At 37.0% G+C, this 14,297-nt stretch carries 5 protein-coding genes; 4 read left to right on the top strand and 1 reads right to left on the bottom strand.

Translation table 11 applies throughout. The features are described from left to right. The first annotated feature begins 18 nt into the window (after nucleotides 1-18). A complete protein-coding gene (locus LC087_RS10695; protein WP_306019556.1) occupies nucleotides 19-795 on the top strand; it encodes an ABC transporter permease subunit in 777 nt (258 codons plus the stop codon). A gap of 35 nt (nucleotides 796-830) precedes the next feature. Here LC087_RS10695 and thiE read toward each other — a convergent pair whose 3' ends face one another. Further along, nucleotides 831-1,478, bottom strand: a complete 648-nt coding sequence (thiE, locus tag LC087_RS10690) for a thiamine phosphate synthase (protein ID WP_306019555.1) — start codon at nucleotides 1,476-1,478, stop codon at nucleotides 831-833. Nucleotides 1,479-1,902: 424 nt separating this feature from the next. Here thiE and LC087_RS10685 point away from each other — a divergent pair, with 424 nt between their 5' ends. The 3 genes from LC087_RS10685 to LC087_RS10675 all read left to right on the top strand — a co-directional run bounded on the left by LC087_RS10685 (nucleotide 1,903) and on the right by LC087_RS10675 (nucleotide 14,273). Continuing rightward, entirely contained in the window at nucleotides 1,903-2,094 is a 192-nt protein-coding gene (locus LC087_RS10685; RefSeq protein ID WP_226541151.1) for a hypothetical protein, read from the top strand. 418 nt (nucleotides 2,095-2,512) lie between these two features. Continuing rightward, complete coding sequence (locus LC087_RS10680) at nucleotides 2,513-9,004, top strand: 5'-nucleotidase C-terminal domain-containing protein (RefSeq protein ID WP_306019554.1); 6,492 nt, start codon at nucleotides 2,513-2,515, stop codon at nucleotides 9,002-9,004. Between the two features lie 451 nt (nucleotides 9,005-9,455). Continuing rightward, the gene (locus tag LC087_RS10675) at nucleotides 9,456-14,273 is read left to right on the top strand and encodes a 5'-nucleotidase C-terminal domain-containing protein (RefSeq protein WP_226541149.1); all 4,818 of its coding nucleotides are present in this window, start codon (nucleotides 9,456-9,458) and stop codon (nucleotides 14,271-14,273) included. Nucleotides 14,274-14,297: the final 24 nt, after the last annotated feature.

Genomic DNA, 14,297 nt, shown 5'->3' with positions numbered 1-14,297 from the left:
AGAAAGGAGGAAAGGGAAATGAATATTATTTTAAAGGAATTAAGAGCGGATCTTAAATCCCTTATTATATGGAGTGTTGGTTTTGTGTTCATGATTGTAGCAGGAATGAGTAAATTCTCGGCTTTTTCTTCATCTGATCAATCCGTGAATGAATTTTTTCAAACCATGCCAGAGACACTCCAAGCCATTATGGGTACAGGGACGTTTGATTTATCAACAGCTTTAGGGTTTTACGGGGTATTAACGCTTTACTTGCTGATTATGGCAACCACCCATGCGACGATGTTCGGGGCAAATATCGTTGCAAAAGAAGAGCGAGATCAAACAGCTGAGTTTCTATTTGTCAAACCTATTTCAAGAAATAAGGTAATAGTATTTAAAATAGTGGCAGCTTTGATAAATGTAGTAGTCATCAACTTAATTACTTTTTTAACGAGTTTCTTCGTTGTCCGTTATTTTAGTGAAAGTGATCCTGTAGGGAATGATATTTCTCTTTTTATGCTGGGACTGTTCATCGTTCAAGTAATCTTTCTACTGATTGGCTCATCGGTTGCCGCTATTATACGAAAGCCGGCTAAAGCAGCGATGGTCTCAGCTGTCATTTTATTAGTGATGTTCTTGTTATCGATTGTAAAGGAGTTAAACGATTCCATCGCATGGTTAAAATATGTCACTCCATTTAAATATTTTGAAGCGAAACAAGTAATGTACGGTGGGGGGGTTAGAAGGGATTTACCTCACAATATCTGCAGTTATCATTATGATTTTAGTAGCGGCTACGTTTACTTTCTATAAAAGAAGAGATTTACAAGTTTGAAAAAAGCGAGCTGTCAATGTTGTGACAGCTCGTTTAAATTCTTATTTAAATATTGAAAGTTGTTCAGCGCTTTTTTACTGTCTTTTGCTGAAAGAATACTAGAAACTACAGCAACTCCATCAATTTTAGATTTAGTTAATTGTTCAATATTATTTTGATTAATTCCACCAATGGCGACGCTTGGAATGGAAATAGAAGAGGTAATATTCCCTAATAAATCTAATGTAATTCTTTCTGCATCCTCTTTAGTTTCTGTTGGGAAAACGGAACCAATCCCTACATAGTCTGCTCCTTCTTGCTCCGCCTCTTTCGCTTGGTCCATCGTTTTAACAGAGACCCCAATGAACATGGTTTTTGGGACCATTTTTTTTGCGTCTGATAATGGAATATCCGTTTGACCAATATGAATGCCATCTGCCTCAACTGCTAAGGCAATATCAATTCGATCATTTATGACAAAGGGCACGTTGTAGGAAGATGTTAGTTTTTTTAGTTGTTTGGCACGTTTTAAAAACTCTCCTCCATCGATTTTCTTTTCCCGAAGCTGAACCATCGTGACTCCACCTTTAATCGCTTCTTCTATTTTTTTTAATTGAAGGGTAAAGTCCATTCTCTCATCTGTTACTAAATATAATGAAAGGTCTTTAGGTAAATTTTCCACATGATCACCTCATAGCGTGTTTTCTTTATTATAACAGGAACGTATTTTTGCGATAGAGACAAGTAAACTCCACATATAAATAAGGTATTATAGAAATGAGGAGGTGTGTGTAGTATGAGTATCGACCAGATGAAATTGATATTAGGATATAAATGGAGAACTATTTTTTGTTTAACTTTCTTTATTTATGTTCTTACTTTGATGTGGATTGTCTTATTTTTCTTAGAGTTCATGCACTATTTTTTTTATACTCTTTTTCTATTAAGTATTCTTGTGGGTATATCTCAAGTTCAGTTTAACATTGCTAGAGAAGAGAGCAAATTAATCTATCGGCAGTTTTTGGCTAAACCTTGCATATGTCTTACTTCTATAATTTTCTTTAAACCCTTATTGTTATTTATTTTCGAGTAAAAGGAGAAGGAACATGCATATTGGGGTTTTTATAGGGCTTGGAATGATTATTATTGGGCATGTGGTTTTGTTCTTTGATATGAGAAATCGAAAACTTATAGAGAATAGTTTTGATTATATTACAGGCATACTCTTTGAGTTTCCTAATCCAATATTTTTCATAACATTAGGATTTATTGTTTTTTTTGGATCGTTATATACATAAAATCTTTCAAAATAAACTTCAAATGGATTAAATAGGAATATAGACCTAAAATTAAATCTTTTTTTTTAATCATATATGACAAAATCCTATTTCATTTATGTTACAATCAGAATGTAAAAACGTTTAACGTTAGTCATCAGACGTGCTGATGTCTCTATTTGTAAGCGTATGCAAAAATCTTTTAGGAGGAATGTGATTAAAGGATAGATAGGATTGATTTTATGAAAAGAATCCTCTGAAGAAGTAAGGTCTTTGTTATTAGTTTAAATTTTATGTAAAAATCTTTTATTTTTAGTACTTTACTCATTAGTTTTTATTTATAATGAATCTAGTAATATTGTAATAATTAATTTAGTGTTTTATTATACTAAATTCCATTTTGTTTCTATATGTAAATATAGTAAGGGAGGAAACAATGTTGAAGAAAATAAATCGTAAACGAATTAGTATTCTACTAGTCGGATTACTAGTTTTGAACATGCTTAATTTAGGCGCATTCAGTCAAGTGTTTGCGGCAAATAAATTTGTTGAGACTTTTGATAACCTAACTTCAATCGCTAATAATACGTATGAAGATGGGTCATTTGAAGGTGAAAATGGTATAACTTGGACCTACGTTCAATCAAGAGATGAATCAGATGATCCTATAGATGGCGATGGGGTTATGTTTGGTAAAACGAATAGTAGTTTATCAACGACTTTATCTGAGGGTATAGGATCTTTTTCAGTGGATCTGAAGAAGGGTTTTACATCAAATAGCACGAGAAAAATAGATTTATATATTAATGGTGAATTAAAAGCATCCTCTGTTGAGTTTACAGATGACGAAGTATACAATTTCACTGTAGAAAATATTAACACTCCTGGTGAAGTAGAAATCAAACTTGTGAACGCAAGTTCTAGTGGTAAACAAGTAGTCCTTGATAATATTACTTGGACAAGCTATGAAGGTGAAGTAACACAAGCGTCTACTGTAAAAGCATCTGCTACAGGTGAAGTGAAAGAAGGTACAGAAGTTACCCTATCTACTTCAACTGATGATGCAACTATTTACTATACGACAGATGGTACTCAACCTACAGCTGAAAGTACTTTATATGAAAAACCAATTGCTATAACTAAAGCGATGACAATTAAAGCAATCGCGATTAAAGATGGATTAGATCATAGCGAGATTGCTAGTTTTGACTATACGATTAAAGCTCCTTTAGAAGTGACAGATATTGCTGATGTTCGTCAACTTGCTAAAGATAGCGAGGCGAAAATTGAAGGTGTTGTAACAGCATCGTTTGAAATTAGTGGTCAAACAAATTTGTATGTACAAGATGATACGGCAGCTATTGTTGTTCGTGGAAATATCTCTGCCAATATTGGTGACCGTATTTCTGCTGAAGGAAAAGTGTCGGATTTTTATGGAATGGCTCAACTCTATGTAGATCAAATTACAATAGAAGAGACTGATGGTGAAGTAAACCAAAAAGCTCAAGTGATCACTTCTTCCGATTTTAATGAAAATGTTGAAGCTGAACTGGTAAAAGTAGAAAACTTCACAATTAATTCTGTAGACAAACACGGAAACTATACAGCTACTGACGCTCAGGGTACATTTAAACTTGTCACTCAAAACGATGTTTCTTTAAGTGTCGGTAAGAAATACGATTCAATTACAGGTGTCATTGATTATAACTATAGTGAGTATAAATTAACTCCAAGAACTGCAGATGATATCGAGTTATATCCACTTGCTGTTTATGCAAGCTCTGAGTCTGGCAGTATCGTAAAAGGGTCTGAAATTACACTTGAAACTCCTGCTGAAAATGGTGTGATCTATTATACACTTGACGGATCTGAACCAACTTCAGAACAAGGGACAAAATACTCGAGCCCAATTAAAATTTCTGAAGATACAACTGTTAAAGCAATTGTAGAAATAGACGGCGAGACAAGTGAAGTCGCGACATACACATATGAAGTGATTGAGTCTTTAGATGGAGTTGCGATTCACGATATTCAAGGAGCTCGTCACATATCATTATATGATGGACAAGCTGTAACAGGTGTAAAAGGGATCGTTACACATGTAAAAGGAACTTCAGGTTTCTATATGGAATCTGCAGAAGCGGATGATAATGAAAAAACGTCTGAAGGAATCTATGTGTATATGAAGGATTCCAATGTAAAAGTAGGCGATCTAGTCTCTGTTAGCGGAGAAGTTACAGAATATAGAGAAGATGGTTACGAAGGTGCCCCTGATTTATTAACGACACAAATTAAAGGTTCTAAAGTAACTGTCGAAGCTTCAGGTCAAACGTTACCTGACCCAGTTGTGATTGGAAAAGATCGTACACCACCAGGAAAAATCATTGATAACGATGCTTTCGCAAACTTTGACCCTGAAGAAGATGCGATTGATTTTTATGAGAGTCTTGAAGGAATGCGCATTGTTCTTGAAGATGCAGTTTCTGTAGGACACCCTAAATATGGTGATCTTCCAGTTGTCATTGAAGATACGGTTGATGCTTATCGTACAGAAGCAGGCGGCGTTTTAATTACAGAAGATGATTATAACCCAGAGCGTATTATGGTCATGCTACCTGACGAAGATGTAGACATTAAAACTGGTGATCAGTTTGATGGTAAGATTACAGGTGTCGTAACATACGATTATAGTAACTTTAAAGTTATACCAACGGAAGAAATGCCAGAAGTGATTTCAAGCGACCTTGAACAACCAACAACTTCAATTGAAAAAGATGAAGATAAATTAACGATCGCATCTTATAACATTGAAAACTTCTCTGCTGATACATCTGATGAGAAGGCTGAAAAACTAGCAAAATCAATGATTAATAATCTTAAACAGCCAGACATTATTGGTTTAATTGAAGTTCAGGACAATAATGGTCCTACTGATGATGGAACTACGGATGCAAGCGAGTCTTATAAAAAATTAATAGCTGCCATTGAAAAAGCTGGTGGACCAACGTACAAGTTTACTGATATTGCTCCAGCAGATAAAGACGATGGTGGTCAACCAGGTGGAAACATTCGCGTTGGATATATTTATAACCCAGATCGTGTAAGTTTGGTTGAAAAAGAGGCTGGAGATGCAACAACATCTGTAGGTTATGACGAAAATGGATTAACAGTAAATCCCGGTCGTATTGATCCAACAAATGCAGCATTTAAAAACTCTCGTAAATCGTTAGCAGCAGAATTTGAATTTAATGGTGAAGAAGTTATTGTTATTGCAAACCACTTAAATTCAAAACGTGGAGACGGTGCTCTATACGGAAGTGAACAACCTGTTGTTTTAGGTAGTGAGCCAAGCCGTGTAGCAAAGGCAGAAATTATTAACGGATTTATCGATGATGTAATGGAAGTCAATCCATCTGCCAATGTTGTTGTATTAGGAGATATGAATGACTTTGAATTCTCAGCTCCTTTGGAAGCATTAAAAGATAATGAATTAACAAATATGATTGAAGAACTTCCTAAAGAAGAACGATACACGTATAACTATCAAGGGAACAATCAAGTTTTAGATCATATTTTAGTTAGTAATCAAATGGCAAAAGATACAGAGATCGATATTGTGAATATCAACTCTGACTTTACTGAGAATCTTGGTGCAGCAAGTGACCATGATCCGGTATTAATCCAAACGGATCTTCACACGAAAAATATCACTCTTCTTCATACGAATGATACGCATTCAAAAGTATGGGATGATAAATATGCAGGAATGGGCTTTGCGAAGATTGCGACGTTAGTAGAACAATATGAACAAGAAAACCCTAACACGTTAATGTTAGATGCAGGGGATACGTTCCACGGAACAAGCTTCTCCACTTTAGTAGAAGGAACAAGCATTGTCGAAATCATGAACGAAATTGGTTATGACGCAATGGCGGCAGGAAACCATGACTTTAACTATGGGTATGATCGATTACTAGAGCTTGCTGGATTAACAGAATTCCCAGTCTTAAGCGCGAACGTGGTTTATGAAGAAACAGGCGAGCGTTTATTACAACCTTACACGATTGAAGAAGTAGATGGTGTGAAACTGGGAATCTTTGGTTTAACAACGCCAGAGACGGCTTATAAAACACATCCAGCGAATGTAGAAGGAATTGAATTCTTAGATCCAGTAGAAGTGGCGAACGAAATGGTCGCTGAGCTTGAAAAGCAAAATGTTGATACTATTATTGCTTTAACACACTTAGGTACCGATGCTTCAAGTACAGATACAAGCATTAAAGTAGCGAATGAAGCACCTGGTATTGATTTAATCGTTGATGGTCATAGCCATACGGTTGATAACACAGACGAGCATGGTAATGGCACATTAATTGTCAGTGCGGGTGAGTACACTGAAAACTTAGGTGTCGTAAACTTAACGTATGAAGATGGCAAGCTTGTAAGTAAAGAAGCAGAAACAATTACAAAACAGCAAGCAGAAACAGATGGTATTGAAGAAGACCCAGAAGTAAAAGCGTTAATTGATGGCATTGATGCAGAACATGAAGAAATATTAAGTGAAGTCATCGGTTCAACAGATGTTGTCCTTGATGGTGAGCGCGAGCAAGTACGTGCAGGCGAAACAAACCTTGGTAACTTAATTACAGATGCGATGTTAGCTGAAACTGGAGCAGATGTAGCCTTAATGAATGGTGGAGGAATTCGAGCATCCATTGATCAAGGTGAGATTACAAAAGGTGAAGTTGTAACGGTTTTACCGTTTGGTAATTATATTCAAACAATCGAAGTGACAGGACAAACGTTGTTAGATGCACTAGAGCATGGAACAAGCAGTTATCCAGAAGTAAAAGGTGCATTCCCTCACGTAGCGGGTATAACGTTTGCGATTGATACAGAGCAACCAGCAGGTGAGCGCGTTCATTCTGTTATGATTGATGGAAAAGCACTTGAGTTAGAAGCAACTTATACGCTAGCAACAAATGACTTCTTAGCAGCTGGTGGAGATGATTATTCAATGTTTGCAGGTTCTACTGTTACAGGAGAATTTGCCGCACTTGATGAAGCATTAATCGAATATATTGCTGCTCATACACCAGTTAGTCCAGCGGTAGAAGGGCGTATAATAGAAGAAAAATTTGTAGACAAAACAGAGATTACCATTCTTCATACGAATGATACGCATTCAAAAGTATGGGATGATAAATATGCAGGAATGGGCTTTGCGAAGATTGCGACGTTAGTAGAACAATATGAACAAGCAAATCCTAACACGTTAATGTTAGATGCAGGGGATACGTTCCACGGAACAAGCTTCTCCACTTTAGTAGAAGGAACAAGCATTGTCGAAATCATGAATGAAATTGGTTATGACGCAATGGCGGCAGGAAACCATGACTTTAACTATGGGTATGATCGATTACTAGAGCTTGCTGGTTTAACAGAATTCCCAGTCTTAAGCGCGAACGTGGTTTATGAAGAAAATCAAGAACGTTTATTACAACCGTATACAATTCAAGAGGTAGACGGTGTGAAACTAGGTATCTTTGGTTTAACAACACCAGAGACGGCTTATAAAACACATCCAGCAAACGTAAAAGGAATTGAATTCTTAGATCCAGTAGTAGTGGCGAACGAAATGGTCGCTGAGCTTGAAAAGCAAAATGTTGATACTATTATTGCCTTAACACACTTAGGTACCGACGCTTCAAGTACAGATACAAGCATTAAAGTAGCGAAAGAAGCACCTGGTATTGATTTAATCGTTGATGGTCATAGCCATACGGTTGATAACACAGACGAGCATGGTAATGGCACATTAATTGTCAGTGCTGGAGAGTACACTGAAAACTTAGGTGTCGTAAACTTAACGTATGAAGATGGCAAGCTTGTAAGTAAAGAAGCAGAAACAATTACAAAACAGCAAGCAGAAACAGATGGTATTGAAGAAGACCCAGAAGTAAAAGCGTTAATTGATAAAATTGATGCAGAGCATGAAGAGAAATTAAGTGAAGTCATTGGTTCAACAGATGTTGTCCTTGATGGTGAGCGCGAGCAAGTACGTGCAGGCGAAACAAACCTTGGTAACTTAATTACAGATGCGATGTTAGCTGAAACTGGAGCTGATGTAGCCTTAATGAATGGTGGAGGAATCCGAGCATCCATTGATCAAGGTGAGATTACGAAAGGTGAAGTAATTACAGTATTACCATTCGGTAACTATATTCAAACGATTGAAGTAACAGGACAAACATTGTTAGATGCACTAGAGCATGGAACAAGTAGTTATCCAGAAGTAAAGGGTGCATTCCCTCACGTAGCGGGTATGTCGTTTGCGATTGATACAGAGCAACCAGCAGGTGAGCGAGTTCATTCTGTCATGATTGGTGGAAAAGCACTTGATTTAGAAGCAACTTATACGCTAGCAACAAATGACTTCTTAGCAGCTGGTGGAGATGATTATTCAATGTTTGCAGGTTCTACTGTTACAGGAGAATTTGCGGCACTTGATGAAGCATTAATCGAATATATTGCTGCTCATACACCAGTTAGTCCAGCGGTAGAAGGGCGTATAATAGAAGCAGCATTTACAGACGGTACTGACAACGGAACAGATGACGGTACTGACAACGGAACAGATGACGGTACTGACAACGGAACAGATGACGGTACTGACAACGGAACAGATGACGGTACTGACAACGGAACAGATGACGGTACTGACAACGGAACAGATAACAGTTCTGACAACGGAACAGATAACAGTTCTGACAACAAGTCAGATAGTAGTTCAAGTGACAAATCAACAGACAAAAAAGAGGAGTTACCGTTAACGGCTACAAATTACTATCAGTGGTTACTGATTGGCTTAATTATCGTAGTTGCAGGTAGTGCAGGTCTTCTCTATCAACGAAAAAAGCAAGTACGTTAGTTTTATATAATCCAATGAAGTGGTTCATGTGACCATTTCATTGGATTTTTTCATTTTTAAAACAGTGAAGCATTGTATCCCACAACAATCAAATTGATGTTATTTATTATTAAAATGGGTTAATTATCCTAAGTATGATATGGACTTTTAGTAAATTTAGACCATTTTATTTATGATACAATTTTTATGTGGAAGCGCTTTAATAGATTTACATATGTCTATTATTGTGAGCGTATACATTGAGCTCGAGGAGGAATGCGAAAAGAAAAGGTTTAATATAGACAGGCAATGCTTCTATTCAATATGTTTGTAAACGCAGCTTTAAAGTTTCATGAAGATCATGTAATTGATACGTTGTATCCAGATATGTTATTTATAATGAATCTGGTAACTACTAAATCTATTAAAAAACTAACGTTACTGAACAACTTTAATAAAGGAGGAAGCCAAGTTGATTAAAAATATTCGAAAACGAGTGAGTATCCTTCTAGTAGGGTTACTTGTTTTAAACTTGTTGAATTTAGGGGCATTTAGTCAAGTTTTCGCTTCAGATAAATTTGTCGAAACGTTTGATAATTTAACTTCCATTAGTAAGAATTCTTATGAAGATGGTTCATTTGAAGGTGAAAATGGTTTAACTTGGACTTACGTTCAATCAAGGGATGAGTTAGACTACTCGATTGATGGAGACGGAATAATGCTTCGCCGTTCTTCTGACAATAGTAGTATTGAATCGAATACCATTTCAGGAGGAGTAAACTCCTTTTCTGTAGATTTGAAAAAAGGGTTTACAGGTGGAGGAGATCGTCAAGTAGCACTATATATTAATGATGAGTTGAAGGCTACTTCTGAAGCATTTGACGATACAGACGTTCATACTTTTTCAGTAGATCATTTAAATGTTCATGGTGATGTGACGATTAAATTAGTCAATACAACTAGTAAACAAATCGTTTTAGATAATATCACATGGACGAGCAATGATGGAGAAGAAACACAAGTTTCTCCCGTAAAGGCATCTATTACTGGCGAAGTAGAAGAAGGAACTGAAGTAGAGCTTTCAACTTATACAGAGGATGCTTCTATTTATTATACGACAGATGGAACAGAGCCAACTGAAAGTAGTTCTTTATATGAAAATCCTGTTGTCATTTCCAAACCGATGACCATTAAAGCAGTTGCGATAAAGGAAGGCTTAGACAATAGTGAGATTGCTAGTTTTGTCTTTACTATCAAAGAACCTCTAAAAGTGAGTGAGATTGCTGATGTTCGTCAGCTTGATCAAGATAGTGAAGCAAAAATTGAAGGTAATGTGACAGCTTCCTTTGAATCTGGGGGACAAACAAATTTATTCGTGCAAGATGATACGGCTGCTATCGTCGTTCGCGGAAACATAGCTGCTTCGATCGGTGATCGTATTTCCGCTCAAGGAACAGTCTCTGAATTTTATGGTATGGCTCAGCTTTATGTAAATGAGATCACGGCCGTTACTGAAGGTGAAGGAACGCCTACACCACAAGTAATCACTTCTGCTGATTTTGCTGAAGATGTGGAGGCTGAATTGGTCAAAATAGAAAACTTCACAATCAATGAATTGGACAAATATGGAGAGTTTACAGCAACAGATAGTCAAGGAACATTTAAGCTTGATCCACAAGATGAAAACCTTTTAAAAGTTGGAAAAAAATACGATTCGATTACGGGTGTTATTGATTATAACTTTGGTGAATATAAATTAATTCCTCGTTCAAGTGAAGATATTGAACTATATCCACTAGCCGTTTATGCAAGTGCTGAATCTGGAACGATTGTCAGAGGAACTGAAGTTTCGCTAGAGACTCCGTCAGAAAATGGAACCATCTATTATACTATTGACGGTACGGAACCAACTGCTGAATATGGAATTGAATACAATGGAGCAATTAAAGTTACTGAAGATTTAATGATTAAAGCAATGGTTGTTGTAGATGGACAAACAAGTGAGGTAGCGACTTATACTTACGAAGTGATTGAGTCATTAAATGGAGTAGCCATTCACGACATTCAAGGAGCAAGACATCTTTCTTTATATGATGGGAAAGCAGTAGAAAATGTAGAAGGAATTGTTACTCATGTGAAAGGAATATCCGGTTTCTATATGGAATCTGCCGAAGCAGACGACGATGAAAGAACATCTGAAGGAATCTATGTGTATATGAAAGATTCCAATGTAAAAGTTGGAGACCTTGTTAAGGTCGACGGAGAAGTAACCGAATATCGAGAAGATGGGTATGATGATGCCGCTGATTTATTAACGACACAAATAAAAGGTTCTAACGTAACTGTTCAATCTTCAGGTAATGAATTACCAGAACCAGTCGTGATTGGCGAGGACCTTACACCACCAGCGAAAATCATTGATAATGATGCTTTCGCTCAATTTGATCCGGAAGAAGATGCCATTGATTTTTATGAAAGCTTAGAAGGAATGCGTATTGTATTAGAGGATGCAGTATCTGTAGGCCACCCTAAATATGGTGATCTTCCAGTTGTAATAGAAGATACGGTTGATGCTTATCGTACAGAAGCTGGCGGCGTATTAATAACAGAAGAAGACTTTAATCCAGAGCGCATCATGGTGATGGTTCCTGAAGATAGCGATATTAAAACAGGAGATCAATTCGATGGGAAGATCACGGGTGTCGTAACATACGATTATAGTAATTTTAAAGTGTTACCGACAGAAGAAATTCCAGAAATTATCCCGAGTGATCTTAAACAACCAATTACATCTATTGAAAAAAATGAAGATAAATTAACGATTGCATCTTATAATATTGAAAATTACTCTACTACTACATCAGATGAAAAAACGGAAAAACTAGCAAAATCAATGATCAATAACCTTAAAAACCCGGACATTATTGGGTTAGTTGAAGTGCAAGACAATAATGGTCCTACCGATGATGGAACAACGGATGCAAGTCAGTCTTATGAAAAATTAATCGCAGCCATTGAAGCGGCAGGAGGACCAACGTATAAATTTACGGATATTGCTCCAGCAGATAAAGAAGATGGAGGACAACCAGGAGGGAATATTCGTGTAGGGTATATTTATAATCCCGAGCGAGTGAGTTTAGTAGAAAAAGAAGCTGGCGATGCAACGACAGCTGTAGGATATGAGGAAAACGGCTTAACGGTTAATCCAGGTCGTATTGACCCAACAAATGAAGCTTTTAGTAATTCTCGTAAATCATTAGCCGCAGAATTTGAATTTAATGGCGAGAGAGTCATTTTAATTAACAACCATTTAAATTCAAAACGTGGGGATGGTGCATTATACGGTAGTGAGCAGCCAGTTGTATTAGGTAGTGAACCAAGCCGAATTGCGAAAGCAGAAGTCATTAACGGGTTTATAGATGATGTGATGGAAGTAAATCCGGATGCGAATGTTGTTGTTTTAGGAGATATGAACGACTTTGAGTTTTCAGCACCAATAGACGCATTAAAAGATGAAGAGTTAACCAATATGGTAGATCTTCTTCCTAAAGAAGAACGTTATACGTATAACTACCAAGGAAACAATCAAGTATTAGATCATATTTTAGTAAGTAATCATATGGTGGAAGAAACGGAAATCGATATTGTTAATATTAACTCTGATTTCACAGAAAGCCTAGGGGCAGCAAGCGACCATGATCCATTGTTAATTCAAACAGATTTGGACAAAGAGAAAGAAATTACCCTTCTTCATACAAACGATACACATTCAAAAGTATGGGAAGATAAATATGCTGGAATGGGATTTGCGAAGATTGCTACATTAGTAGAGCAGTATGAAGAGGCAAATCCAAATACTCTAGTTTTAGATGCCGGTGATACGTTCCACGGCACAACGTTCTCTACCTTAGTAGAAGGAACAAGTATTGTTGAAGTGATGAATGAAATCGGTTATGACGCGATGGCGGCAGGAAACCATGATTTTAATTATGGTTATGAAAGATTACTAGAATTGGCTGGATTAACTGAATTCCCAGTATTAAGTGCGAACGTTGTTTATGAAGAAACGGGAGAGCACTTATTAAAGCCTTACACAATTGAAGAAGTGGACGGTATCAAGATAGGAATTTTTGGTTTAACAACACCAGAAACGACGTATAAAACACACCCAGCAAACGTGGAAGGGATTGAATTTTTAGATCCAGCCGATGTTGCAAATGAAATGGTCGCAGAGCTTGAAAAGCAAAATGTGGACACAATCGTTGCCTTAACGCATTTAGGAACGGATGCCTCAAGCACGGACACGAGTATTAAAGTAGCAAATGAAGCACCTGGCATTGATTTAATTGTTGACGGCCATAGTCATACAGTTGATAACATCGATGAGCATGGCAATGGTACTTTGATTGTCAGTGCAGGTGAATACACAGAAAATTTAGGTGTGGTTAACTTAACATTCGAAAATGGCGAGCTTGTAAGTAAAGAATCTGAAATGATTACGAAAGAAGAAGCAGAAGAAATGGGGATTGAAGAAGACCCAGAAGTGAAAGCATTAATTGATGAAATTGATGCAGAGCATGATGAAATTTTAAGTGAAGTTATTGGCTCAACGGATGTTGTCCTTGATGGAGAGCGCGAGCAAGTACGTGCAGGAGAAACGAATCTTGGGAACTTAATCACAGATGCAATGCTTTCTGAAACAGGAGCTGATGTTGCGTTAATGAACGGTGGAGGAATTCGCTCCTCTGTTGATCAAGGTGAAATTACAAAAGGTGAAGTTATTACCGTTTTACCGTTCGGAAACTATATCACGACTATTGAAGTTACTGGACAAACTCTTTTAGATGCATTAGAGCATGGAACGAGTAGTTATCCAGAAGTGAGTGGTGCGTTCCCACACGTAGCAGGGATGACCTTTGCGATTGACACAGAACAACCAGCAGGTGAGCGTGTTCATTCTGTTAAAATAGATGGTACTCCGCTTGATATAGAAGCAACATATACTCTAGCAACAAATGACTTTCTAGCAGCTGGTGGAGACGATTATACGATGTTTATAGGTGCTGAAATTTCAGGAGAATTTGGCGCACTTGATGAAGTATTAATTGATTATATTGCGAAACATTCTCCAGTAAGCCCAGCAGTTGAAGGACGTATTATTGAAAAAGCAGTTGATGATACGGATGATGGACATGAAATCATCGACAGAATCATTGATATTGCGATATCGGTATACGAGTATTTGAAAGAAAAATTTTGGGGATTTTTTGATCGCATTTTTAACAAATAAAGATTGAAGCAGAAGAGATCGGTG

The sequence above is a fragment of the Bacillus carboniphilus genome, assembly GCF_020524035.2.
Classification (GTDB): domain Bacteria; phylum Bacillota; class Bacilli; order Bacillales; family JAIVKR01; genus Bacillus_CC.
The sequence above is the reverse complement of the archived record's forward strand: the minus strand, read 5'-3'. Positions and strand labels throughout refer to the sequence as shown.

Bases quoted from the DNA above. Each gene is read 5' to 3' on its own strand.
- LC087_RS10695 (WP_306019556.1), top strand. From the start codon at position 19: ATGAATATTATTTTAAAGGAATTAAGAGCGGATCTTAAATCCCTTATT.
- LC087_RS10685 (WP_226541151.1), top strand. From the start codon at position 1,903: ATGCATATTGGGGTTTTTATAGGGCTTGGAATGATTATTATTGGGCAT.